The 23817-nt window shown below is 68.8% G+C and carries 23 protein-coding genes; 11 read left to right on the top strand and 12 right to left on the bottom strand.

Translation table 11 applies throughout. From position 1 onward, the window contains the following. The first annotated feature begins 37 nt into the window (after positions 1-37). The 6 genes from EL338_RS05140 (at position 38) to EL338_RS05115 (ending at position 6571) form a co-directional block, all read left to right on the top strand. A complete protein-coding gene (locus EL338_RS05140; RefSeq protein ID WP_126332742.1) occupies positions 38-1591 on the top strand; it encodes an arylsulfatase in 1554 nt (517 codons plus the stop codon). Further along, complete coding sequence (locus EL338_RS05135) at positions 1592-2500, top strand: HAD family hydrolase (RefSeq protein WP_126332741.1); 909 nt, start codon at positions 1592-1594, stop codon at positions 2498-2500. It begins immediately after the preceding gene. A gap of 82 nt (positions 2501-2582) precedes the next feature. After that, on the top strand, positions 2583-3476 hold the full coding sequence (locus EL338_RS05130) for a formylglycine-generating enzyme family protein (RefSeq protein WP_126336685.1): 894 nt from the start codon (positions 2583-2585) through the stop codon (positions 3474-3476). A 65-nt stretch (positions 3477-3541) separates the two neighbouring features. Continuing rightward, entirely contained in the window at positions 3542-4597 is a 1056-nt protein-coding gene (locus EL338_RS05125; protein ID WP_126332740.1) for an NAD-dependent epimerase/dehydratase family protein, read from the top strand. Next, on the top strand, positions 4594-5358 hold the full coding sequence (locus EL338_RS05120) for an SDR family NAD(P)-dependent oxidoreductase (protein WP_235666377.1): 765 nt from the start codon (positions 4594-4596) through the stop codon (positions 5356-5358). The genes EL338_RS05125 and EL338_RS05120 overlap by 4 nt, the downstream gene beginning before the upstream one ends. A 25-nt stretch (positions 5359-5383) precedes the next feature. Continuing rightward, entirely contained in the window at positions 5384-6571 is a 1188-nt protein-coding gene (locus EL338_RS05115; protein ID WP_126332738.1) for an AI-2E family transporter, read from the top strand. Here the strand turns inward: EL338_RS05115 and EL338_RS05110 are convergent. Both EL338_RS05110 and EL338_RS05105 read right to left on the bottom strand, forming a co-directional pair. Next, the gene (locus tag EL338_RS05110) at positions 6549-7349 is read right to left on the bottom strand and encodes a dienelactone hydrolase family protein (RefSeq protein ID WP_126332737.1); all 801 of its coding nucleotides are present in this window, start codon (positions 7347-7349) and stop codon (positions 6549-6551) included. The two genes, EL338_RS05115 and EL338_RS05110, sit on opposite strands and share 23 nt — an antisense overlap. A 29-nt stretch (positions 7350-7378) precedes the next feature. Then, the gene (locus tag EL338_RS05105; RefSeq protein WP_372939660.1) at positions 7379-8080 is read right to left on the bottom strand and encodes a DUF4245 domain-containing protein; all 702 of its coding nucleotides are present in this window, start codon (positions 8078-8080) and stop codon (positions 7379-7381) included. A 54-nt stretch (positions 8081-8134) separates the two neighbouring features. Here EL338_RS05105 and glpX point away from each other — a divergent pair, with 54 nt between their 5' ends. From glpX to EL338_RS05090, 3 genes are read left to right on the top strand one after another with little or no spacing between them, the layout of a single operon-like run. Beyond that, positions 8135-9187 (top strand): class II fructose-bisphosphatase, encoded by a 1053-nt coding sequence (gene glpX / locus EL338_RS05100; RefSeq protein ID WP_126332735.1) that lies wholly within the window; start codon positions 8135-8137, stop codon positions 9185-9187. A 41-nt stretch (positions 9188-9228) separates the two neighbouring features. Beyond that, positions 9229-10629, top strand: a complete 1401-nt coding sequence (locus tag EL338_RS05095) for a class II fumarate hydratase (RefSeq protein WP_126332734.1) — start codon at positions 9229-9231, stop codon at positions 10627-10629. A 57-nt stretch (positions 10630-10686) separates the two neighbouring features. Next, positions 10687-11973, top strand: coding sequence for an MFS transporter (locus EL338_RS05090; RefSeq protein WP_126332733.1), 1287 nt, complete (start codon positions 10687-10689; stop codon positions 11971-11973). On the opposite strand, the gene EL338_RS05085 is transcribed toward EL338_RS05090, so the two are convergent. The 6 genes from EL338_RS05085 to EL338_RS05060 form a co-directional block, all read right to left on the bottom strand. Then, positions 11970-12320, bottom strand: a complete 351-nt coding sequence (locus tag EL338_RS05085; RefSeq protein ID WP_126332732.1) for a DUF732 domain-containing protein — start codon at positions 12318-12320, stop codon at positions 11970-11972. The two genes, EL338_RS05090 and EL338_RS05085, sit on opposite strands and share 4 nt — an antisense overlap. Positions 12321-12351: 31 nt before the next feature. Continuing rightward, positions 12352-13560 (bottom strand): cation:proton antiporter domain-containing protein, encoded by a 1209-nt coding sequence (locus EL338_RS05080; protein WP_126332731.1) that lies wholly within the window; start codon positions 13558-13560, stop codon positions 12352-12354. A gap of 79 nt (positions 13561-13639) precedes the next feature. After that, a complete protein-coding gene (gene phoH2 / locus EL338_RS05075) occupies positions 13640-14983 on the bottom strand; it encodes an RNA 5'-3' helicase PhoH2 (RefSeq protein ID WP_126332730.1) in 1344 nt (447 codons plus the stop codon). 189 nt (positions 14984-15172) lie between these two features. After that, positions 15173-16003: an acyl-ACP desaturase gene (locus EL338_RS05070; protein WP_126332729.1), complete on the bottom strand. Its 831-nt coding sequence runs from the start codon at positions 16001-16003 to the stop codon at positions 15173-15175. Positions 16004-16071: 68 nt separating this feature from the next. Next, positions 16072-17553 carry a glycine hydroxymethyltransferase gene (locus EL338_RS05065; RefSeq protein WP_126332728.1) on the bottom strand — a complete coding sequence of 494 codons (1482 nt, stop codon included), beginning with the start codon at positions 17551-17553 and terminating at the stop codon, positions 16072-16074. Positions 17554-17597: 44 nt separating this feature from the next. Continuing rightward, positions 17598-18812 carry a DUF885 domain-containing protein gene (locus tag EL338_RS05060; protein ID WP_126332727.1) on the bottom strand — a complete coding sequence of 405 codons (1215 nt, stop codon included), beginning with the start codon at positions 18810-18812 and terminating at the stop codon, positions 17598-17600. 79 nt (positions 18813-18891) lie between these two features. Between EL338_RS05060 and coaA the strand changes: the two genes are divergently transcribed. Next, positions 18892-19830, top strand: a complete 939-nt coding sequence (gene coaA / locus EL338_RS05055) for a type I pantothenate kinase (RefSeq protein WP_126332726.1) — start codon at positions 18892-18894, stop codon at positions 19828-19830. A 74-nt stretch (positions 19831-19904) separates the two neighbouring features. Here coaA and EL338_RS05050 read toward each other — a convergent pair whose 3' ends face one another. The 3 genes from EL338_RS05050 to EL338_RS05040 all read right to left on the bottom strand — a co-directional run bounded on the left by EL338_RS05050 (position 19905) and on the right by EL338_RS05040 (position 22614). Beyond that, positions 19905-20315: a hypothetical protein gene (locus EL338_RS05050; protein ID WP_126332725.1), complete on the bottom strand. Its 411-nt coding sequence runs from the start codon at positions 20313-20315 to the stop codon at positions 19905-19907. A 100-nt stretch (positions 20316-20415) separates the two neighbouring features. Then, complete coding sequence (locus EL338_RS05045) at positions 20416-21813, bottom strand: hypothetical protein (protein WP_126332724.1); 1398 nt, start codon at positions 21811-21813, stop codon at positions 20416-20418. A gap of 3 nt (positions 21814-21816) precedes the next feature. Beyond that, positions 21817-22614 (bottom strand): (2Z,6E)-farnesyl diphosphate synthase, encoded by a 798-nt coding sequence (locus EL338_RS05040; RefSeq protein WP_126332723.1) that lies wholly within the window; start codon positions 22612-22614, stop codon positions 21817-21819. A 74-nt stretch (positions 22615-22688) separates the two neighbouring features. On the opposite strand from EL338_RS05040, the gene trhA reads away from it, so the two are divergent. Next, a complete protein-coding gene (trhA, locus tag EL338_RS05035) occupies positions 22689-23441 on the top strand; it encodes a PAQR family membrane homeostasis protein TrhA (protein ID WP_126332722.1) in 753 nt (250 codons plus the stop codon). A 7-nt stretch (positions 23442-23448) separates the two neighbouring features. On the opposite strand, the gene EL338_RS05030 is transcribed toward trhA, so the two are convergent. Further along, the gene (locus EL338_RS05030; protein WP_126332721.1) at positions 23449-23814 is read right to left on the bottom strand and encodes a nuclear transport factor 2 family protein; all 366 of its coding nucleotides are present in this window, start codon (positions 23812-23814) and stop codon (positions 23449-23451) included. Between the last annotated feature and the right edge of the window lie 3 nt (positions 23815-23817).

Here is a 23817-nt window from a genome sequence, read left to right as displayed (position 1 = left end):
ATCGACTGCACACCGTCTGCGGAGGCGAGGCCCGACCATGCCTGAGGGAAAACCCAACATCCTGGTGATCTGGGGCGACGACATCGGTATCTCCAACCTCAGCTGTTACAGCATGGGGCTGATGGGCTATCAGACGCCCAACATCGACCGGATAGCCAAGGAGGGCATGCTGTTCACCGACGCCTACGGTGAACAGAGTTGCACCGCCGGGCGCGCCTCGTTCATCACCGGCCAGAGCGTCTACCGCACCGGGCTGAGCAAGGTGGGTTTCCCCGGCGCCGACGTCGGTCTGCAACCGGAGGATCCGACGATCGCCGAATGCCTCAAGCCGTTGGGTTATGCGACCGGACAGTTCGGCAAGAACCACCTGGGCGATCTGAACAAGTACCTGCCGACCGCGCACGGCTTCGACGAGTTCTTCGGCAATCTCTACCACCTCAACGTGGAGGAGGAACCGGAGCTGCCGGACTATCCCAAGAAGGAGCAGTTCCCGGTGCTGGCCGAGATGCAGCGGCCGCGCGGTGTCATCCATTCCTGGGCCACCGACGAGGTCTCCGACGAGCCCGACGACCCGAAGTACGGCCCCATCGGCCGGCAGCGCATCGAGGACACCGGCCCGTTGACCAAGAAACGGATGGAGACCATCGACGACGACACCACCGACGCGTGCGTCGACTTCATCCGGCGCCAGGTGCAGGCGGACACCCCGTTCTTCGTGTGGATGAACACCACCCACATGCACCTGCGCACGCACACCAAACCGGAGTCGCTCGGACAGGCCGGCGTCTGGCAGTCGCCGTACCACGACTCGATGGTCGACCACGACAAGCACGTCGGGAAACTGCTCGATCTGCTCGACGAACTGGACATCGCCGAGGACACCATCGTCGTCTACTCCACCGACAACGGCCCGCACGCCAACACCTGGCCGGACGCGGCCACCACGCCGTTTCGCAGCGAAAAGAACACCAACTGGGAGGGCGCCTTCCGCATCCCGGAGGTGGTCCGCTGGCCAGGCAAGATTCCCGCGGGAGTGGTCTCCAACGAGATTGTCCAGCACCACGACTGGTTCCCCACCTTCCTGGCCGCCGCCGGCGAACCGGACATCGCCGAGAAGTTGAAGAAGGGCCACAAGATCCCGCTTCGGGGCGAGGACAGGGAGTTCAAGGTCCACCTCGACGCGTTCAATCTGCTGCCCTACCTCACCGGCGAGGTGGACCAGAGCCCGCGCAAGGGGTTCATCTATTTCTCCGACGACTGCGACGTGCTCGGGTTCCGCTTTCACAACTGGAAGGTGGTGTTCGCCGAGCAGCGCTGCGCGGGCACCCTGCAAATCTGGATGGAGCCGTTCACCCCGCTGCGCGCACCGAAGATCTTCAACCTGCGGACCGATCCCTACGAGCGCGCGGACATCACCTCGAACACCTACTTCGACTGGTGGCTCGACCACGACTTCATCGCCTTCTACGGCAGCGGGATCGTCACGCAGTTCCTCGAGACCTTCAAGGAATTCCCGCCGCGGCAGGAGGCGGCGTCGTTCACCATCAATCACGCGGTGCAGAAGTTGCATTCGTTCCTGGCGGCCGACTAGATGCTGCCAAGCTGGGTCGACGGTCCCGCGAAGTCGGCGATCGTCGAGTTCGTGAGCGCGGTGACCACCCCGGGCGGCCGGGGCTTCGTGGCGCCCGAGGACCGGGTCGCGGTGTTCGACAACGACGGCACGCTGTGGTGTGAGAAACCGGCCTACATCCAGCTGGATTTCCTGGTCCGTCGGCTCGCCGAGCAGGCCGCGGCCGATCCGGAACTGGCGGCGCAGACGCCGTACCGGGCGGCCGCCGGCGGCGATTTGGCCTGGTTCGGCGACGCCGTGACCAAGCACTACAACGGCGACGACACGGATCTCAAAACACTTGCTGCCGCGATTTTTTCGGCCTATCAGGGGTTGACCGTGGAAGAACACGCCCAGCGCGTCGCGGCGTTCTTCACCGACGCGCAGCATCCCAGCCTGGGCCGGGCCTACACCGACTGTGGCTACGCGCCGATGATCGAGCTGCTGCGTTTCCTCGAAGGCAACGGGTTCACCAACTACATCGCCTCCGGCGGTGGCCGCGACTTCATGCGCCCGGTGACGCAGCGGATGTACGGCATCCCGCCGGAGCGGGTGATCGGCAGTTCGGTCGGCCTGGACTTCACCGACGGGCAGCTGCGCACCAGCAACCGTCCGGAGTTCCTCGACGACGGGCCGGTGAAGCCGGTGCGCATCTGGGGCCGGGTCGGCCGCCGCCCGATCTTCGCCGCCGGTAACTCCAACGGCGACATCGCCATGCTGGACTACACCCGCGGTGGCGCCGCGCCCTCGATGGCCCTGCTGGTGGCCCACGACGACGCCGAGCGCGAATTCGCCTACGCCACAGGGGCCGAAGAAGCACTGGAGCGGGCTGCCGCGCAGGGCTGGACTCTAGCGAGCATGCGTGACGACTGGTCCCGTGTCTTCCCCTGACCCCGCCCCCGAGACGCCCAAACCCACCTTTGCGCCGGAAAGTGCGAGTAGCTTCCGGCAATACGTCGGTCTCGGCGAAGAACTGGTGTGGATCCCGCCGCAGACCACCGTCGTGGGCTCCGACCAGCACTATCCCGAGGAGGCGCCGGCCCGCGCCATCACGACAGCCGGCTTCTGGATGCAGCGCAATCAGGTGACGAACGCCGAGTTCGCCGAATTCGTCGCAGCGACCGGCCATCTCACCGTCGCCGAGCGCCCACTGAACCCCGAGGACTATCCGGGTGCGCCGCCGGAGAACCTGCAACCCGGGTCGATGGTGTTCCACCGCACGCCGGGGCCTGTCGACCTTCGCCACCTTCAGCAATGGTGGGCCTGGACCCCGGGCGCCTGCTGGAACCACCCCCGCGGCCCGCGTTCGGGGTTGCGCGGCCGCGAGAACCACCCCGTCGTGCACATCGCCTTCGAGGACGCCGCGGCCTACGCCGCCTGGGCCGGCCTGGACCTGCCCACCGAGACCGAATGGGAAGTCGCGGCCCGCGGCGGCCGACCCGGGGCCGTCTACACCTGGGGCGACGAACCCGAACGCCCCGGCCAGCGGCTGGCCAACTACTGGCACGGCGAATTTCCCTATCTGCCCGAGACCGGCTACGGGCAGGCCGCACCGGTGGGCAGCTTCGCCCCCAACGACTACGGCCTGTTCGACATGGCCGGCAACGTGTGGGAATGGACCACCGACTGGTACACGGGTGACCGCGACAGCCACTCCTGCTGCGCCGCAGACAGTTACGACCCGAACCAGCCGCAGTTCAAGGTCCCCCGCAAGGTGATCAAGGGCGGATCGTTCCTGTGCGCCGACAGCTACTGCCTGCGCTACCGCCCCGCGGCGCGGCGCCCCCAGATGATCGATACCGGGATGAGCCATATCGGATTCCGGTGCCTCCGCCGCGACGACACCGACCCCGCCACCCTGGCGTAGGCGTTGCCGGTAGGCAATGATTCCTGCAACGTGTTCTATGTCAGCCAACGAGGGGGAGGCAATCCATGACGGTCCTTGTCACCGGGGCGTTCGGCCTGGTCGGATCCGCAACGGTGCGGCAGTTGGCCGCCGACGGGCGGAAAGTCGTCGCCAGCGACCTGGACATCCCGGCCAACCGGGAGGCCGCGGCCAAGCTGCCGTCGGGCGTGGAGGTGCGCTACGCCGACCTCACCGACCCGGCCGCCGTCGACAACCTGATCAGCAACGTCGCCCCCGAGGCCGTCATCCACCTGGCCGCCGTCATCCCGCCGCTGATCTACGCCCGCCGGGAGCTGGCGCGCAAGGTCAACGTCGACGCAACCGGCCACCTACTGGCCGCGGCGGCCAAACAAGCAACACCCCCGCGGTTCGTGCAGGCCTCCAGCATCGCGGTCTACGGCGCCCGCAACCCGCACAGAATCACCGACCTGCTGACCTCGGACACCCCGCCCAACCCGTCGGATCTCTACGGCGCGCACAAGCTGGCGTCGGAGCGACTGGTGCGCGCGGCCGAACTGGACTGGGTGATCCTGCGTCTCGGCGGCGTGATGACCGTCGAGGTCGCCGGGCTGATGAACTTCGACAACATGTACTTCGAAGGTCTGCTGCCCACCGACAACCGGCTGAGCACGGTCGATGTCCGCGATGTCGCGCGGGCCTTCGCGGCGGCGACCACCGCCCCCGTCCTCGGCGAGACGTTGCTGATCGGCGGCGACGATTCTCACCGCCTGCTGCAGGGCGATGTCGGTTCGGCGGTGGCCGCGGCCATGGGGCTGGTCGGCGGCCTGCCCGTCGGCCTCAAGGGCAACCCGAACAGCGATACCGACTGGTTCGCCACCGACTGGATGGACACCACGCGGTCCCAGGAAGCTCTTGGCTTCCAACATCATTCGTGGCCTGACCTGTTGATCGAGACCGCCGAACGGACGGGGTGGAAGCGGCCGCTGCTGCGGCTGGCTGCGCCGCTGGCGCACGCGATCCTCCAGCGGCGCGCGCCCTACTACCGGGCCGAGGGGCCCTATGCCGACCCGTGGGGGGCCATCGCAGCCAAATGGGGCGACCCGAGTCCGGAGCACCTGTGAGCAACCCCGCACACGCCGTCGTCATCGGTGCCGCCTCCGGAATCGGTTGGGCCACCGCACAGACGCTGGCCGCCGACGGCCATGTCGTCACGCTCGCCGACCGCAACCTCGACGCCGCCCGGCAGCGCGCCGCCGAACTCGGCGACCCGCACACCGCGGCACCGGTCGAGGTCACCGACGAAGCCTCGGTGCAGCACCTGTTCGCCACCGCGGCACCGCCGGACGCCGTGATCAACTGCGCGGGCTTCTCCGGATTCGGGGTGATCGCCGATCTGGCCGTCGAGCAGTTCCGCGAGGTCGTCGACGTGTGCCTCACCGGCGGCTTCATCGTCCTCAAACACGCCGCACCACGGATGTCGGCCGGCGGGGTGATCGTGTCGCTGGCGTCGCTGAACGCCCGCCAGCCCGCGATCGGGATGAGCGCCTACTGCGCGGCCAAGGCCGGCCTGGCGATGCTCACCGAGGTCGCGGCGCTGGAACTGGGCCCGCGGGGCATCCGGGTCAACGCCGTGGCCCCCGGTTTCGTGCACACCCCGCTGACCGAGGGCGCCGCGCTGGTTCCCGGGGTCGTCGAGGAGTACACCGAGAACACCGCGCTGGGCCGCACCGGCACCCCGCAGGACATCGCGGACGCGGTGGCGTTCTTGGTCTCCCCCAAAGCGTCCTGGATCACCGGTGAGGTCCTTGACATCAACGGCGGCGCACACCTCAAGCGTTATCCCGACATCGCCGCCCACATCGCAAAGCTCGCTGCGCAGTAACGATTTCCGCATAGGATCACAGCCGATGCTCAACGAGTTCACGCTGACGCAGAAGCGCGTCCTGGCCGTCCTGACGGTCATCGCGCTGGCGTTCGGCGCCTATTTCCTGCGCAGCTACCTGGTGCTGATCGCGATGGCTGCGGTGCTGGCGTATCTGTTCCGGCCCATCTACTCCCGGCTGCGGGCCCGCTACAGCGTGGGCCTGTCCGCGACGGCCACCCTGTTGGCGGCGATCGCCATCGTCGCGGCACCGTTGAGCGGCATCGTCTTCCTCGCGGTGGTGCAGATCGGTCAGATGGTCAACGGCATCAGCCACTGGATGGCGAACACCGACCTCACCGAGTTGGGCAAGCGGCTGCTGGACACCGCCAACGAGATATTGGCCAAGGTGCCGTTCATGAATATCGAACTGACCCCGGAATCGGTGCAGGGCACAATCACCCGGATCGGTCAGAACGTCGGTGAGATGGCGCTGGGCGTCGCCCGGGACTCGGTGGGCAGCATCGCGATGGTCATCACCTCGGCCATCATCTTCCTGTACGTGTTCCTGGCGTTGCTCACCAACGGCGAGAAGGTGCTCGCGCTGTTCCGCGATCTCAATCCGCTGGGGCCGGACGTGTCGAACATCTACCTGGCCAAGGTCGGAGCCATGGTCACCGCCACCGTGCGAGGGCAGTTCATCATCGCCGTGTGTCAGGGTGTCGCGGCCGCGATCTCGCTGTACATCGCCGGTCTGCACGACGGCTTCTTCATGTTCGTCATCTTCTTGAGCGCGCTGTCGTTCATCCCGCTGGGCGCCGGCATCGTGACCATCCCGCTGGGCATCGGCATGGCGTTGTTCGGCAACGTCGTCGGCGGCATCTTCGTCGTCGTGTTCCACCTGGTGGTGGTCACCAACATCGACAACGTGCTGCGCCCGTTCCTGGTCCCCAAGAGCGCGCACCTGCACCCGGCACTGATGTTGCTGTCGGTCTTCGCCGGGCTGAAGATGTTCGGTTTCGTCGGCATCGTGCTCGGCCCGGTGCTGATGATCGTCATCGTCACCACCATCAGCGTGTACCTGGCCGTCTACAAGGGCGCCCCACTGGACGAGTCGGATGACGACGAGGACGACGAGGCCGAACGCAAGGAACCGTTCTGGAAACGCTGGTGGCCGTTCGGCCGCACGGCGACGGCCACACCGGCACCGGCTACGGCGTCAGCCGATTCTTGAGGAACTCCACGGTCCGCCGGCGCGCCTCGTAGGCGGGGTGGCCGTCGCGCTCGCGCACCTGATCGGTGAGCACCGAATGCGCCATCCGGCTCAGCCCGGTGGGATTGCCCGGGGCGGAATTGATCTCGATGACCTCGAAGGCGTCACCCAGGCGCGCCTTGAGCGTCTGGAACCGCGCGCCCGGCGACATCGGGTCCTCGCTGAAGCGCAGGCCCAGGGCACACAGGCCCTCTTCGGCGGCCCGCTTCTCCACGATCCGCAACTCGTCCTCGGAAACCCCCGGGTCGCGGCGCTGCTTGGGGGTCAACGGCAGCGGCAGCGACGGCTGACTCAGCACCGGTGCCAGCACCGCGTCGTCGACGGCGGCGGCCAACGCGAACCCGCCGGAGAAGCACTGGCCGATGACGCCGACGCCCTTGCCGGGAGTCTTGTCGTTGAGATCGCGCGCCAGCGCCCGCAGGAAGTCGCTGATCGGGCGCTTCTTGTTGGTGGCGAACGCGGCGAATTCCTTGACCACGCAGCCCTTCAGCAGCGTGACCACCGTGCCCGGTCCGATTGCCGCGCCGGGGGTGCCGTACAGCGACGGCGCCGCGATCGTGAAGCCGTTGTCCACCAGGTGATTTCCCAGGGCCAGCACGCCCGGATGCAGCCCCGGCATCTCCGGGATGAGCACCACGCCGGGGCCCTCGCCCTTGCGGTAGACGTCGTAGCTGAGCCCGCCGCCGGTGAAGGGTTCACAGGTCCACCCGCTGAGATCTGCCTCCGGTGCTGCGCTCACGGTGCTCCTCTCGGCGGGTACTGCTCGGCTCAGGCCCGCGGGACCAGCGGCGCCTGCGACTGCGTCGCCCTGGCCAGCGTACGGAACTCGTCAACAGTGCCGGCACCGGTGATCGCCAGCTGCGTCTGGCCCTGCGGGGCCGGCAGCAGCGCCGTCCACACCGGCTCGTCGCGCTCGCCGCCGTCGTAGACCACCCAGGTCAACCCGTCGACGTCGACCGTGCCCGTCGGGACCACGTCGGGCTGGATCGAGGCGACCAGCCGGGCCTCGTCGGCGTCGCTCTGGCTCAGGCTCAGGTAGTGCCCGGCACCGGTGATGTAGCCGACGGTGGACACCAGCGCGCGCACCTGGGCGCCGGTGTCCGGGTCGGTGCGGGCGGCCTCGAGGCCGCCGCGGCGCCCGGAGTTGGACTGCCAATCCTCGGGGACGGCGGGAAGCCGGATCGGGAAGGCCATGGTCTCGGCGTCGGCCTGCAGCGCGCCGACCGCGTCATAGCTGGGGATGTTGCCCATCGTGGGCCCGCTGGCCTGGAACGAACACATGCCGAGCAGCCCTGCCAGCACGATGCAGGCGACAATCAGCGGCGCCATCGACCAGAACATGTCCCGGCCGTCCTGCAGCACCCGCGGTTTGGCCTCCTTCGGGTGCGGAACCCCTGGTCCACCGGCCGCCGGCGGCTGCGGGGTCGCCGAATCGGCGGCCTCGGTCGGCTCTGGTCCTGGGGTAGTCACCCCACCAGTATCCCAGCTCCCAATCGCAGACCCTCTTCTGGGACAATCACGCACATGACTGACGGTGCCGCCACATCAGCCCAGCCCAAGCGCCGCGAGGCTCCCGACCGCAACCTCGCCCTGGAATTGGTGCGGGTCACCGAGGCCGGGGCCATGGCCGCCGGCCGCTGGGTGGGACGCGGCGACAAGGAAGGCGGTGACGGCGCGGCCGTCGACGCCATGCGCGAACTGGTCAACTCCGTGTCGATGCGCGGCGTCGTGGTCATCGGCGAGGGCGAGAAGGACAACGCCCCGATGCTCTACAACGGCGAGGAGGTCGGCAACGGCGACGGGCCCGACTGCGACTTCGCCGTCGACCCCATCGACGGCACCACCCTGATGAGCAAGGGCATGCCGAACGCCATCTCCGTGCTGGCGGTGGCCGAGCGCGGCGCCATGTTCGACCCGTCGGCGGTGTTCTACATGAACAAGATCGCCGCCGGCCCGGACGTGGCCGAGTTCATCGATATCACCTCGCCCATCGCGGCGAACATCCAGCGCATCGCCAAGGTCCGCAAGGCCTCGGTCTCCGACATCACCGTCTGCATCCTGGACCGGCCGCGGCACGCGAAGCTGATGGCCGACGTCCGCGAGGCCGGCGCGCGCATCCGGCTGATCTCCGACGGCGACGTGGCCGGCGCCATCTCGGCGTGCCGGCCGGAGTCCGGCACCGACCTGCTGGTCGGCATCGGCGGCACCCCCGAGGGCATCATCACCGCCGCGGCCATCCGCTGTATGGGCGGCGAGATCCAGGCCACCCTGGCCCCCACCGACGACGAGGAGCGCCAGCGCGCCCTGGACCGCGGCCACGACCTGGACCGCGTGCTGAGCACCAAGGACCTGGTGTCCGGCGAGAACGTCTTCTTCTGCGCCACCGGCGTCACCGACGGCGACCTGCTCAAGGGCGTCCGGTTCTTCGGCGGCGGCTGCACCACCCACTCGATCGTCATGCGGTCCAAGTCCGGCACCGTGCGCATGATCGAGGCCTACCACCGGCTGTCCAAGCTCAACGAATACTCCGCGGTGAACTTCACCGGGGACAAGACCGCGGCCTACCCGCTGCCGTAGATCGCTTCCGTAACCATCCAATTCACGACCGAAGGGCTCCCATGACCAGCGACGCCGCCGAGTACCGCATCGAACACGACACCATGGGCGAAGTCCGGGTGCCGGTAAACGCCTTGTGGCGGGCCCAGACGCAGCGGGCCGTGGAGAACTTCCCGATCTCCGGCCGCGGCCTCGAGCGCACCCAGATCCGCGCGCTCGGACTGCTCAAGGGCGCCTGCGCGCAGGTGAACAAGGACCTCGGGCTGCTCGATGGCGCCAAGGCCGACGCGATCATCGCCGCCGCGGCCGAGATCGCCGACGGTCGCCACGACGACCAGTTCCCCATCGACGTCTTCCAGACCGGCTCGGGCACCAGCTCGAACATGAACACCAACGAGGTCATCGCCTCGATCTGCGCGGCCAATGGCGTGACGGTGCACCCCAACGACGACGTCAACATGTCGCAGTCGTCGAACGACACCTTCCCGACGGCCACCCACATCGCGGCCACCGAAGCCGCGGTGCGGGACCTGATTCCGGCGCTGGAGGTGCTGCACTCCTCGCTCGACGCCAAGGCCAAGCAGTGGCGCACCACGGTCAAGTCCGGCCGCACCCACCTGATGGACGCCGTGCCGGTGACCCTGGGCCAGGAGTTCGGCGGCTACGCCCGGCAGATCCAGGCCGGCATCGAGCGAGTACAGGCCACGCTGCCCCGCCTCGGTGAACTGGCCATCGGCGGCACCGCCGTCGGCACCGGCCTCAACGCGCCGGACGGCTTCGGCCCCAAGGTGGTCGAGGTGCTGGTGACCAAGACCGGCGTCACCGAATTGCGCCCGGCGCTGGATTCCTTCGAGGCCCAGGCGGCCCGCGACGGGCTGGTCGAGGCCTCCGGCGCGCTGAAGACGATCGCGGTCTCGCTGACCAAGATCGCCAACGACATCCGCTGGATGGGTTCGGGCCCGCTGACCGGCCTGGGCGAGCTGCACCTGCCCGACCTGCAGCCCGGCAGCTCGATCATGCCCGGCAAGGTCAACCCGGTGATCCCCGAGGCCATCACGCAGGTCGCCGCGCAGGTGATCGGCAACGACGCCGCGGTCACCTGGGGCGGCGGCAACGGCGCCTTCGAGCTCAACGTCTACATCCCGATGATGGCCCGCAACGTGCTGGAGTCCTTCACGCTGCTGGCCAACTCGTCGAAGTTGTTCGCCGGCAAGTGCATCGACGGCCTCGAAGCCGACGAGGAGCGCCTGCGCACCCTGGCCGAATCCTCGCCGTCGATCGTGACGCCGCTGAACTCCGCGATCGGCTACGAGGAGGCCGCCAAGGTCGCCAAGCAGGCGTTGGCCGAGAAGAAGACCATCCGCCAGACCGTGATCGACCGCGGGCTGATCGGCGACAAGCTGTCCGAGGAGGAGCTGGACCGTCGCCTCGACGTGCTGGCCATGGCGAAGGTCCGCGACTGACACTCGGTGATTTCGGCGTGATCTCCCACGCTGATCGACGGTGATCACGCCAAGATCATGACGACGATGAAGCTTTCTCCGTGGCGGGCGGCGATCGCGAGTTTCGTCGGCACGACGGTCGAGTTCTACGACTTCCTGATCTACGGAACCGCCGCCGCGCTGGTGTTCCCGAAGCTGTTCTTCCCGGAGGCCGAGCCGTCGGTCGGCGTGCTGCTGTCCTTCGCGACCTTCGGCGTCGGCTTCGTGGCGCGGCCGCTCGGCGGGATCGTGTTCGGCCACTTCGGCGATCGGGTGGGCCGCAAGCGGATGCTGGTGTACTCGCTGCTGCTCATGGGCGGCTCCACCGTCGCCATGGGTCTGCTGCCCAGCTACGCCCAGATCGGTGTGGCCGCACCGATTCTGCTGACCGTGCTGCGGCTGCTGCAGGGCTTCGCGGTGGGCGGCGAGTGGGGCGGGGCCACCCTGATGGCCGTCGAGCACGCGCCGGCGTCGCGCAAGGGTTTCTTCGGGGCCTTCCCGCAGATGGGCGCACCGGCCGGGACCGCGCTGGCCACCCTGGCGTTCTTCACCGTCGCGCAGTTGCCCGACGCGCAGTTCCTGTCCTGGGGTTGGCGGATCCCGTTCCTGGCCAGCGCCGTGCTGATCATCATCGGCCTAGTGATCCGGCTGTCGCTGGCCGAGAGCCCGGACTTCGCCGCGGTGCGCGAGCGCGCCGCCACCGTCCGGATCCCGGTGGCCGAGGCGTTCCGCAAGCACTGGCGGCAGATCCTGCTGGTGGCCGGCGCCTACCTGTCCCAGGGTGTGTTCGCCTACATCTGCGTGGCGTACCTGGTGTCCTACGGGACGACGGTCGCCGGGATCGGACGCACCGAGGCGCTGTTCGGCGTGTTCGTCGCCGGGGTGGTCGCGGTGCTGACCTATCCGCTGTTCGGCGCACTGTCGGACCGGGTGGGCCGCAAGCCGGTATTCTTCGGCGGCGTGGTGGCGATGGGCGCCGCGGTCTTCCCGACCTTCGCGCTGATCAACACCGGCAACGCGGCACTGTTCCTGGCGGCCCTGGTGCTGGTGTTCGGGCTGGCGATGGCGCCCGCGGCCGGCGTCACCGGATCACTGTTCAGCCTGGTGTTCGACGCCGACGTCCGCTACAGCGCGGTCTCGGTGGGCTACACGCTCTCGCAGGTGCTGGGCTCGGCGTTCGCGCCGACCATCGCGGTGGCGCTGTATTCGGCCACCGAGACCAGCGACTCGATCGCGGCCTATCTGATTGCCGTATCGGTCATTTCGGCGATCTCGGTGGCATTTCTGCCCGGCCCGTGGCGCATCCGCCGGGCCTCGCCGGACTAGGGCGCGGGGCGGTATCCGTCGCCGACCGACTGGCGCAGCTGCCAGGTCTGCGCCGGGCACAGTTCCTGCGCGGACTGGCTCAGCAGGTAGGACACCTTGTACTCGTCGGGGCCGAAGTCGCGCTTGATCTGCTCGGCCATCGCCGGGTAGCTGTCGCCGGCGGCGATCCGGTCGCACAGCATGTAGCCGTAGTCCAGGGCGGCCTCCGCGTTCGGGAAGTTGTAGCCGGGGCCCAACGTCACGTTGATGACGTAGCCCAACTGATCGGCCTGCGCCACCGGCGCCACCGCGATTGCCGCGGCCACCGCGCTGCCGCCCACGAACATCGCCACCACTGACTTCCTCATGGGCGTTGAATCTACTATGTCGCCGTCGTGGTCAGGGGCCAGACCGGACAAGCCGATCGACCGACACCAGCCGGATCCCGCACGGCACGGTCACGCTGCTCAGCACCAGGCTGATGCTCACCGCGACCACCGTGACCTGAACCAACAGATCGCTGTGTTCGAGTTCGCCGCGGCCCAGCACGATCATCGCCAGCACCAGGCTGCCGATCCCGCGCGGCCCGAACCAACCGATGAACAACCGGCTGCGCAGCGGCGCCTCGGTGCCCCACAGCGCCGCCGCCACCGCGGCCATCCGCACCACCACCAACGCCAGCACCGCGAACAGCACCACCTGCCAGGTGGCGTCGCGCCAACCGGACACCAGCAGGTAGGCGCCGAACAGTGCGAAGACCAGCAGTTCGAGCAGTTTTCCCGTCGCATCGGTGACCTGGGTGGGCAGCACCTGCCCCGCGCGCCGGCTGACCACCGCGTACACCAGCCCGCCCACGAACGCCGCCACGAAGCCGCTGGCGTGCAGGGTCTCCCCCACCTGGAAGCACAGCAGCGCCACGGCCAGCGTCGCCAACTGCGCCCAGGTCTTGCTCATCCAGTGCCGCCGCACCGAGTACACGATGACCATCGAGCCCAACAGCCCGACGCCCGCGCCCACCGCCACCGACAGCAACTCGGTGCGCACCGCGAACAGCACCCACGCCGTCGCGCTCTCGTCCTCGGCGCTGCCGGAGGCCACCGCGATGGCCGCGAGCAGCGTCGCCAGGGCGAACCCGTCGTACAGCCCGGATTCCACCGACAGCGCATGCCGAACCTGCTCGGGGATCCGGCGGTCCTCCAACAGCGCCTCGATCAGCGCGACCTCGGTGGGCGCCAGGATCGCGGCCAGGCAGACCGCCTCCCACAGCGGCAGCACCGGCAGCAGAAGCAGCGCGGTGACGGTGCCCAGGATCAGCGTCAGCGGGATGCCGATCAGCAGCAGCCGACCGGTGATGCGCCCACGCAAGCCGCCGGTCACCACGGCGACGGCGTGGTTGAACAGGATGACGGTCAGCGCCAGCTGCGCCAGCACGGTAAAGGTGTCGGCGTCCTCGCTCTCGGGCAGGACCCCGAGGCCCGACGGCCCCAGCAGCATTCCCGCCGCGACGAAGATCAGGGCGGGCGCGACGTACCACCGGTGCACGATCGCCGACATCACGGCGTAGCCGAACACCATGACCGTCAGGGTGATCGCGATGGTCGAGTGCATGGCGGCTAATCATCCCCACCCGGCGCGCGATTTCGGCGTGATTTCCCATGCTGAGCGTGGGAAATCACGCCGAAATCCCTCAGGACAGCGCGCTCGGGGTGATCTCCTCGAGCATCTCGGTGACCAGCGCGGCGATCGGCGAGCGCTCGCTGCGCAGCAGGGTGATGTGCGCGAACAGCGGATGCCCCTTGAGCTTCTCGATGACCGCGGCGACCCCGTCGTGACGACCCACCCGCAGGTTGTCGCGCTGCGCCACGTCGTGGGTGAGCACCACCCGCGAGCCGGTCCCCAATCGCGACAGCACGGTCAGCAGCACGTTGCGCTCCAGCGACTGCGCCTCGTCGACGATGACGAACGAGTCGTGCAGCGAGCGGCCGCGGATGTGGGTCAGCGGCAGCACCTCCAGCATGCCGCGGGCCAGCACCTCCTCGAGGACGGCCGGGCTGGCCAGGCCTTCGAGGGTGTCGAAGACGGCCTGCGCCCACGGGCCCATCTTCTCGCTCTCGCTACCGGGCAGGTAGCCCAGATCCTGGCCGCCGACGGCATACAGCGGGCGGAAGACCACGACCTTGCGCTGGGTGCGGCGCTCCAGCACGGCCTCCAGGCCGGCGCACAGGGCCAGCGCCGACTTGCCGGTGCCGGCCTTGCCGCCGAGCGACACGATGCCCACCGACTCGTCCAGCAGCAGATCCAGCGCGACGCGCTGTTCGGCGGAGCGGCCCCGCAGCCCGAACACCTCGCGGTCGCCGCGCACCAGTTGCACGCGCTTGTCGGCGTTGACCCGGCCCAGCGCGTGCGAGGTACCGCCGAGCAGCCGAATCCCGGTGTGGCAGGGCAGGTCTCGCGCCTGTTCGAGGTCCAGCTCGCCGTCGGCGAACAGGGTGTCGACGTCCTCGGGCACCACGTCGAGCTCGGTCATCCCGGTCCAGCCCGAGGTGATGACGTCCTGGGCGCGGTACTCGTCGGCGGCCAGGCCGACGGCGCCGGCCTTGACCCGCAGCGGGATGTCCTTGCTGACCAGCGTGACCCGTTTGCCCTCGGCGGCCAGGTTCGCCGCGCAGGTCAGGATGCGGGCGTCGTTGGTGTCGGTCCGGAACCCCGCCGGCAGCACGTTCGGATCGCTGTGATTCAGCTCGACATGCAGCGAACCACCCTGCGTCCCAACGGGAATCGGTTGGTCGAGGCGCCCGTGCTCCAGTCGGAGATCATCGAACATACGCAGCGCCTGACGCGCGAACCAACCGAGTTCGTGATGGTGCCGCTTGGCCTCGAGCTCGCTGATCACGACCAGCGGTACGACAACCTCGTGCTCGGCGAACCGGGTGGCCGCCCAAGGGTCGGAAAGCAGGACGGAGGTGTCCAGGACATAGGTCCGCAGGCCTTCCGACGAGTTGTCCGACTGAGCCTTCGGTGAATCACTCACGTGGCGCTCCTCGACCCACGCGGCCCCGCGGAGGTGTTGTCAGCGGGCGCAGCGGCATCAGGACCGGGGCCGGTCCTGCCGTAGTAGCTACGGGAGATACCGCCCGGATAGCAGAGCATGTCGCTAGCCATCGCCAACGACGCTACTCCCGCAACGCCATTGCGAGGCTGCAGGCGCGCCGAAACGCGGTTACGCGCAGATGAACTCGCGGAGTTCTTCGCGGTCGTCCAGCCCGAAGGCGGTGATTTCGTCGGAGATCACCTGGCGCAGTTGCTCGGGGCCGAAGATCCCGGCCTCGGCGACGTTGGCGACCTTGCCGGCGAAGGCGTCGATGTCGGCGCCCGGAACCTGCAGTTCCTTGGCGCGCCGCGCGACCGCCGCGATCGTCTCGGCCTCGTCGTACTGCACACACCAGCGCACCAGGTTGGCGAAGAACACCTCGTGGCGTTCCTCGTCGACGGCGATCCGGTTCAGCAGCGACTTCAGGATGGGCTCCTCGGTCTGCTCGGCCGTACGCCGGCAGAACACCGCGAAGCTGCGCTCGAAGAGCGCCATGAAGACCAGGGTCTCGATCTGGGTGAAGGAACTGGCCCGGTAGCCCTTGTTCATCACGTGGTCGACGCGGACGTCCTCGTTGGCGGTCGGGTCGAAGTTGCGGGTGACCACCAGGTAGTTGCGCATCACGATGGCGTGCAGGTGTTCCTCGGCGGTCCAGCGGCCGATGAACCGGCCCCACTTCCACTCCAGGATGAAGTGCTCGACGAGTTCGCGGTGATACCCGGCGAGGTTGTCCTTGGTGATCTGCAGGATCTCGCAGGCGTCGACGACGTGCTGCGGCAGCGTCTGCTGCGAGGGCTCCCAGTCCCGGCCGCCCAGGAACGCGAAGTTCTCGCCCTGTTCGAACGGCACGTAGTCGTGGGCGAACCACTCTTCGGCGGTGTCCAGGTGACGCTGCAGGTTCTCTGCGACCACCGGCTCCAGCTCGAGGGTCAAGGCGTTGGCAATGGGGAACTCAGCCATAAAACTAACTGTAACCCGAGTTCACATGTTTCTTAAAATCGCCCCGCCGTGTCCCCCGCAGCCCGGCGCTACAGCGTCAACCCGGGGTACAGCGGGTTGGCGTCGAGCAGCTCGGCCGCCGCGGCGTGCACCCGCTCGGCGGTGCCGTCGGCCAGGGTGTACTTGGCCTTGGATACGGAACCTGCCGCGCCGCCCGATGGTGTTGTGTTCTTCAGCACGTCGACCACGAGTTCGGCCACCCGATCGAAGTCGTCGGCGCCAAAGCCGCGGGTGGTCAGCGCGGGCGTGCCCAGCCGGATGCCGCTGGTGTACCAGGCGCCGTTCGGGTCGGCCGGGATCGCGTTCCGGTTGGTGACGATGCCGGCGTCGAGCAGCGCGGACTCGGCCTGACGGCCGGTCAGCCCGAACGACGTCACGTCCAGCAGCACCAGGTGGTTGTCGGTGCCGCCGGTGACCAGGCCCGCGTCGCGCTTGACGAAGCCGTCGGCCAGCGCCTGCGCGTTGTCGGCGACGGCCTGGGCGTAGGTGCGGAACTCGGGGCGACGGGCCTCGGCCAACGCGACGGCCTTGGCCGCCATCACGTGCGACAGCGGGCCGCCGAGCACCATCGGGCAGCCCTTGTCGACGGCCGGCGCGTACTCCTCGGTGGCCAGCACCAACCCGCCGCGCGGACCACGCAGCGACTTGTGCGTCGTGGTGGTGGTGACGTGCGCGTGCGGCACCGGGTCCTCGTCGCCGGTGAAGACCTTGCCGGCGACCAGACCGGCGAAGTGCGCCATATCGACCATCAGGGTGGCGCCCACCTCGTCGGCGATCTCGCGCATCTTGGCGAAGTTCACCCGGCGCGGGTAGGCCGAGTAGCCGGCGACCAGCACCAGCGGCTTGAACTCGCGGGCGGCCGCGGCGACGGCGTCGTAGTCGATAAAGCCAGTAGCCGGATCCGTCCCGTACTGCCGCTGGTGGAACATCTTGCCGGAGATGTTGGGCCGGAAGCCGTGCGTGAGGTGACCGCCGGTGTCCAGGGACATGCCCAGCAGCCGCTGGTTGCCCAGCTTGGCCCGCAGCTTCTCCCAGTCCGCCTCGGACAGGTCGTTGACGTGCTTGGCGCCCAGTTCGGCCAGGCCCGGCGCCTCGACCCGGGTGGCCAGGATGGCCCAGTAGGCCACCAGGTTCGCATCGATGCCGGAGTGCGGCTGGGCGTAGGCGTAGGGCGCGCCGAACAGCTCGCGGGCATGCTCGGCGGCCAGCGCCTCGACGGTGTCGACGTTCTGGCAGGCCGCGTAGAAGCGGTGCCCGACGGTGCCCTCGGCGTACTTGTCGGAGAACCAGGTCCCCATGGTCAGCAGCACCGCCGGCGACGCGTAGTTCTCGCTGGCGATCAGCTTGAGCGAGTCACGCTGATCGGCCAGTTCCTTGCGGGTGGCCGCGGCGACGCGGGGCTCCACCGACTCGATGACCTCGAGCGCGGCGCGGTACGCGGCGCTCGCGGTCGCCGCGTACTCCGCACCCGGGGCGGCGGTCGAGCTGGAAACGGTGGAATCTGCAGTCATGGCCCAAGCCTAAACCGCGGCCCCGGGCGACCAAACTCGCCCGCTCAGGCCGCGGCGCGCAGGGTCGACGGGATCAGCGGCTCGTCGAGCAGGCGACCGAACCGCTGGGTCAGGCTCACCCCCTCCGGCCGGTCGTCCAGCCAGGGCCGCAACAACCGATAACCCTCGACATAGGTGCTGGTGTAGGCCCGCCACAAAGGCGAGGACAAGAACCGCATCATCTGCCGGGCGCGGGTCTCGTCGACCAGCAACCAGCGCCGTACGTAGGCGACGACGTCGTCGAGGTCGCGGTGCTCGTCGTGCAGCATCAGCGCGGCGTCCTGGCGCACATCGGCCAGCGTGGCGCGGGCCGCCGAGATCGCCTGGGCGCGTTCGGCGTCGAACCGCAGGCCCAGGTCGGCGTAGATCTCCGCGGCCCAGCTGCCCCATTCCGGACCGATCGCGGCGTAGAGCGCCAGGTCGGCCAGCCCCTCGGCCATCAGGCACTGGGGCGTGTTGACCAGGAAGATGGTCTGTTCCTGCTGATCGAGGCCCTCGACCAGCCCGGCCTCCTTGCGGCAGTGCTCGGTGTGGTGGCCCGGGTAGGACTCGTGGGCCACCAGCGACGGCAGGTTGGCCATCTGCTGCTTGAGGTCGGCATTGACGGCCACCGTCGAGCGGTAGTCCCCGTGGTAGTAGTTGAACCCCGACCAGGGCTTGTCGGTGACGATCTCGTAGTCGATGGTCTCGGCCTCGGGCAGCGGGAACTCCGCGCGCACCCGGTCGCGCAGCGCGCTGGAGAACGCCGCGATGCATTCGCCGAGGCGCTCCGGGGGGATCTCGTCGGCGCGCCGGTCGGCCTCCATCCGGTCGACGAGCGGGCCGGTGCCGCCCAGCACCTCGTCGAGCCGGGCGTGCGCCTCGCGGTAGCGGTCCTGATCGCCCTTGGTGATGTCGACGTCGAAGTAGGCGCGGACCTCGTCGACGAAGCCGACGTCGGTCCCGGCGAACTTGCGGGCCGCGCATTCCAGCGCGCGCAGGTGGGCGCCCAGATAGGCGGCGCGGGTCTCGTCGAACCCGTCGCGACGCGGCACCTCGGGCAACGCGGCCAGCAGGCGTCGGGCCTGCCGGGACAGGTCGGCGGCGTCCGGTGCGGGCTCGTCGGCAACCTGGTGGCGCAGCGCGGGGTCGCCGGTGAACGAGTCCACGTAGCCCTCTTCGATGCGGTCGAAGCGCAGGCCCAGCAACAGATACTCGCGGATCAACGAGGCGGGTTCCATATCGCTCAACGGTAGCCGCACCCGTGTTGGACGCCACCCACACGCACACGTCGTGACCAGTGCTGCAAGACTTGAGGCCATGTCGCGGCTGAGCGAGCCGAGCCCGTACGTGGAGTTCGACCGAAAGCAATGGCGAGCGCTGCGTATGTCGACGCCGCTCAAGTTGACCGAGGAAGAGGTCCTGGGGCTGCGTGGCCTGGGCGAGCAGTTGGATCTGCTTGAGGTCGAAGAGGTCTATCTGCCGCTGGCCCGACTCATCCATCTGCAGGTGGCCGCGCGCCAGCGTCTGTTCGCCGCGACGGCGGAGTTCCTCGGCGAATCGGACCAGAACCCGGACCGCCCGGTGCCGTTCATCATCGGCGTGGCCGGCAGCGTGGCCGTGGGCAAGTCCACCACCGCGCGTGTGCTGCAGGCGCTGCTGGCCAGGTGGGGCAATCACGCCAAGGTGGATCTGGTCACCACCGACGGCTTCCTGTATCCCAATGCCGAGCTGTCCCGGCGGAACATCATGCACCGCAAAGGCTTTCCGGAGTCTTATGACCGTCGCGCGCTGATGCGGTTCGTCACGACGGTGAAGTCCGGCGCCGAGGTGGCCTGCGCGCCGGTGTACTCGCACCTGCTCTACGACATCATTCCCGGCGAGAAGCAGATGGTCCGCCACCCCGACATCCTGGTGCTCGAGGGCCTCAACGTCCTGCAGACCGGCCCCACCCTGATGGTGTCGGACCTGTTCGACTTCTCGGTGTACGTCGACGCCCGCATCGAGGACATCGAGCAGTGGTACGTGTCGCGGTTCCTGTCGATGCGCGCCGGGGCGTTCGCCAACCCGCAGTCGCACTTCCACAGCTATTCGACGTTGACCGACGAGCAGGCCGTCTTCGCCGCGCGCGACATCTGGCATTCGATCAACCGGCCCAACCTCATCGAGAACATCCTGCCGACGCGTCCGCGCGCCACCCTCGTGCTGCGCAAGGACTCCGATCATTCGATCAACCGGCTGCGGCTGCGCAAGCTCTGAAACAGGCAGAACCGGTGCGGGGCGTTCAGCCGCAACCTCCAACGGCGTCACGCCACCGCACCGGGCGGCCGGAATCACGCCAGACGGCGCACTCCGAAGTACTGCAGACCCGCGAAGAACGCGGTGTAGGCGGCGCACGCCAGCGCGGCCGCGATACCGATGCCGGTCAGCGGGGCCAGGCCCGCCACGACCACCACCACGACGCCGACGGTGCAGGCCACGTTGGCGACGATCACGCCGATGCCGGCGGTGCGCACCTCGCGCAGTCGCGCCAGCGCGAAGACGACCGCGCCGTAGAGCACCAGCACGGTGCCGACGACGAAGGTGATGGTGGGCGTCAGCCCGCTCAGCGAGGCCAGCGGGCCGGCGAAGACCGCGATGGCCAACCCGATCACCCCGGTCGGGACGGCGTCCAGACGCAGGGCCAGGCGCAGCGGGGCGTCGTCGGTGTGGAGCCGGGGCGAGCCGGCGGTGGTGGCAGTCATCGATGTGCTCCTACTCGGGTGAGATGCGGTTCGGACACCATCGATGCTGCTCAGCGGGCACTGCCAGATCGATACGCGGCGCTGCCAAGCACTGCCAAACTCAGTGATTCGGGTGCGCGCGGGCGCGCTCACCGCAACCCAGCGCACCGAAATCGCCCGGAGCGGAGCGCAGGTCGGCGGCGATCACCCGGGCCGCCGCGTTCTGCCAGTTGTGCAGCGAGCGCTGCGGCACCTCGGTGACGAACCACTGCCACGCCTGCCGCGCCACCGGATCCAGGCCGGCGGCCGTCGCGCTCTGCGCATAGGCCCGCACCCCGACGACGTACGGGAAGTACAGCGAGTTGTAGTAGCGCCACTGGTCGGTGGTGCCGAAGTCGCCGCCGTCGCGGGGCTTGAGTGCCGCGATCCGGTCGGCCAGTACCGCCTTGAGTTCGTTGGCCCGCTCCAGCGGCGCATCGGGCGCCCCGCGGGCGGCCAGCCGCTCGTCGATCACCGGTAGCGCGGTCAGCGGGCTGGCGACCAGCTTGGTCAGATCGCCGTAGTGGCCCAGCGCGCGTCGCGTCACCCGGGCGAAGGCGTCGTCGTCGAGGTCGTCGAGCGGGTTGTCGGCCCGCAGTGGAAGGGCAGCCTCGGTGCCGCGCAGCGCCGCGCGATCCGCGCGCAGCGCCGGGGCGAACGCCAGCCGGTCCAGCAGCCCGGCCAGCGGATCGGCCAGCACGTTGATCGCTATCGCGACGGCCAGGCTGGTGAACAACAGCACGGTCACCACGCCGCGCCCGTCGGGACCGATGACGGCCAGCCCGATCAACGCCTGCCCGCCGAAGATCCCGGCGACCAGCACGGTGCCGACGAACGAGCGCAGCATGTCGGCCTTCAGGGCCTGACCCTCGTCGAACGCGTCCCACAGGGCCACCGCGACGCCCAGCAGCAGCACGTCGAATCCCGTTGCCGCCAGTGCTAATCCGCTGGGCACCAGCCCCAGCGGGATGATCACGATGGCGTTGGCCAGCGCGAAGAACAGCGTGGCGACCACCACGACGCCCACCACCGAACCCGGCCGCGGCCGGCGCAGCACGGCGCGCACCATGGCCGACAGCGACGCCACCGAGATCACCGCGAACATCAGCCAGTGGCCGAACCGCAGCGGTCCCTCGACACCGCCGGCCAGCGCGGCACCCACCAGCGCCAGGACCGCCACCGCGACGACGGCGGCGATCTCGGCGGATCGGCTGCGCCACTGCTCGCCGGAGCGTGCCAACTCCAGCAGCACGGCGAACCAGGCCACGCCCGGGACGGCCACCAGGAAGATCTCGATCTGGCTGAGCAACTCGACGCGGCCGACGTCGGCCACCCGCACCGCGTCCAGGGCCACCACCGCGGCGAAACCGCACAGCCCGACGGCGGCCAGCACCAGCACCGGTTTGCGCGGATCGCGGGCCAGCAGATAGAGCCCGAGCCACCAACTCAGCGCGAACACCACCGCCGAGAGCCCCACCATGGCTCAGGCCCCGAAGCGCCGATGCCGGGCGGTGTAGTCGCGCAGCGCGCGCAGGAAGTCGACCCGGCGGAACTCCGGCCAGTGCGCCTCGGTGAACCACATCTCCGAATACGCGCTCTGCCACAGCAGGAAGCCCGACAGCCGCTGCTCGCCGGAGGTGCGGATCACCAGGTCCGGGTCGGGCTGACCGGAGGTGTAGAGATTCTCCGAGATGGCGTCGACGGTGACGGCGTCGACCAGCGCCTCGCCGGTGACGCCGTTGGCCAACTCCTTGGACAGCAGCCCGCGCACCGCCTCGACGATCTCCTGCCGGCCGCCGTAGCCGACGGCGACGTTGACCTGGAACGAGGTGTCCTGCGCGCAGGCATTGGTGGAGTCGACGGCCTGGCGCAGCCGGCGGGCCGTCTCCTCGCCCAGCAACCCGAGGTCGCCGACGGTCCGCACGCTCCACCGGTTGGCGGGTGCGCAGATCTCCTCGACCACCTCGGTGATGATCTCGATGAGCGCGGCCAACTCCGCGGGGTCGCGCTGCAGATTCTCGGTGGACAGCAGGTACACCGTGGTCACCTCGATGCCGGCCTTCTGGCACCAGCGCAGCATCTCGGCGATCTTCGCCGCACCCATCCGGTAGCCGACACTGACGTCGTCGTACCCCGCGTCACGGGCCCAACGTCGATTGCCGTCGCACAGCACGGCGATGTGGCGCGGCAGCTGTGATCGCGAGCGCGTCAGGTCGTGCTTGAGCCGCATCTCATACAGCCGATACACCGGCTCTTTGAGTCGCGGGGGAATGATGTCCACGACAAATCAGACTACTGTGAGTCGGGGTGAACCCCATACGATCCGGACAGCTGGGAGCGGATACGGAGAACGACATGAGTGCTCCTTCCGACGGCAAGGCCGACGAGGGTCTCCGTCGCAGAGCGATCACACAAATCGATCTGGCCGAGGACTTTCCCGAGGCGGTCGTCGACGGCGTCGTCGAGTTCTTCGGCAAGCCGCGCGCCCGGGGCTGGATCCATGTGTACTCGGCCGTCGTCGCCGCCATCGCCGGCATCACCCTGGTGGCGGTGTCCTGGTCGGTCGAGTCGACGCGGGCCGGCATCGCCACCCTGCTCTACACGTTCACCAGCGTGGCGATGTTCACCGTCAGCGGCGCCTATCACCGGGTGAACTGGAAATCCGAGACCGCGCGCAAGTGGATGAAGCGCCTGGACCACTCGATGATCTTCATCTTCATCGCGGGCAGCTACACACCGTTCGCGCTGCTGGCGCTACCGCACAGCGACGGCTGGCTGCTGTTCTGGATCGTCTGGGGCGGTGCGCTGGCCGGGGTGGCGCTGAAGATGCTGTGGCCGGCGGCCCCGCGCTGGGTCGGGGTGCCGCTCTACATCCTGTTGGGCTGGGTCGCGGCGTGGTTCATCGGCCCGATCATGCAGGGCGCGGGTGTGGCCGCAGTGGTGTTGCTGATCGTGGGCGGCGCACTGTATTCGATTGGCGGCGTGCTCTATGCGCTGAAGTGGCCGGACCCGTGGCCGCAGACCTTCGGCCATCACGAGTTCTTCCACGCGTGCACCGCGGTCGCGGCGATCTGCCACTACATCGCGATGTGGTTCGCCGTCTTCTGACGGACCGCTACTGCTGGACGACGTCGGCGGGGCCCCAGTAGGCCTTCATCGCCGTGATCTGTCCGTCGCTGTTGAAGGTCATCACCTCGATGGGCTCGATGCGCATGGTGCCCACGGTGATCGCGAACACGAACGCGGCCTCGTGCCCGCCGGCGCGGAAGGTCAACAACTCGGTGCCGATCTCGAGGCCGTCGGTGTTCTTGTAGAAGCCGGCGATGGCCTGGCGCCCGATGTGCACCTCGCCGCCGCCCACCGGATCCTCCAGGGTCGCGTCCTCGGCGTACAGCGCGGCGACGTCCTCGGCGCTGCCGTTGACCACCGTGTCCAGGTAGCGGGTGACGAAGGCCTTCAGTTCGTCCGGCTCAAAGCTCATGGG

It is taken from the genome of Mycolicibacterium chitae, assembly GCF_900637205.1.
GTDB lineage: Bacteria > Actinomycetota > Actinomycetes > Mycobacteriales > Mycobacteriaceae > Mycobacterium > Mycobacterium chitae.
This window is presented reverse-complemented; position numbering and strand designations above follow the sequence as displayed.

Bases quoted from the DNA above. Each gene is read 5' to 3' on its own strand.
- EL338_RS05135 (WP_126332741.1), top strand. From the start codon at position 1,592: ATGCTGCCAAGCTGGGTCGACGGTCCCGCGAAGTCGGCGATCGTCGAG.
- EL338_RS05045 (WP_126332724.1), bottom strand. From the start codon at position 21,813: ATGGTGGGGCTCTCGGCGGTGGTGTTCGCGCTGAGTTGGTGGCTCGGG.
- EL338_RS05095 (WP_126332734.1), top strand. From the start codon at position 9,229: ATGACCAGCGACGCCGCCGAGTACCGCATCGAACACGACACCATGGGC.
- EL338_RS05085 (WP_126332732.1), bottom strand. From the start codon at position 12,320: ATGAGGAAGTCAGTGGTGGCGATGTTCGTGGGCGGCAGCGCGGTGGCC.
- EL338_RS05065 (WP_126332728.1), bottom strand. From the start codon at position 17,553: ATGACTGCAGATTCCACCGTTTCCAGCTCGACCGCCGCCCCGGGTGCG.
- glpX (WP_126332735.1), top strand. From the start codon at position 8,135: ATGACTGACGGTGCCGCCACATCAGCCCAGCCCAAGCGCCGCGAGGCT.
- EL338_RS05070 (WP_126332729.1), bottom strand. From the start codon at position 16,003: ATGGCTGAGTTCCCCATTGCCAACGCCTTGACCCTCGAGCTGGAGCCG.
- EL338_RS05030 (WP_126332721.1), bottom strand. From the start codon at position 23,814: ATGAGCTTTGAGCCGGACGAACTGAAGGCCTTCGTCACCCGCTACCTG.
- EL338_RS05060 (WP_126332727.1), bottom strand. From the start codon at position 18,812: ATGGAACCCGCCTCGTTGATCCGCGAGTATCTGTTGCTGGGCCTGCGC.
- EL338_RS05115 (WP_126332738.1), top strand. From the start codon at position 5,384: ATGCTCAACGAGTTCACGCTGACGCAGAAGCGCGTCCTGGCCGTCCTG.
- EL338_RS05080 (WP_126332731.1), bottom strand. From the start codon at position 13,560: ATGCACTCGACCATCGCGATCACCCTGACGGTCATGGTGTTCGGCTAC.
- EL338_RS05140 (WP_126332742.1), top strand. From the start codon at position 38: ATGCCTGAGGGAAAACCCAACATCCTGGTGATCTGGGGCGACGACATC.
- trhA (WP_126332722.1), top strand. From the start codon at position 22,689: ATGAGTGCTCCTTCCGACGGCAAGGCCGACGAGGGTCTCCGTCGCAGA.
- coaA (WP_126332726.1), top strand. From the start codon at position 18,892: ATGTCGCGGCTGAGCGAGCCGAGCCCGTACGTGGAGTTCGACCGAAAG.
- EL338_RS05050 (WP_126332725.1), bottom strand. From the start codon at position 20,315: ATGACTGCCACCACCGCCGGCTCGCCCCGGCTCCACACCGACGACGCC.
- EL338_RS05090 (WP_126332733.1), top strand. From the start codon at position 10,687: ATGACGACGATGAAGCTTTCTCCGTGGCGGGCGGCGATCGCGAGTTTC.
- EL338_RS05125 (WP_126332740.1), top strand. From the start codon at position 3,542: ATGACGGTCCTTGTCACCGGGGCGTTCGGCCTGGTCGGATCCGCAACG.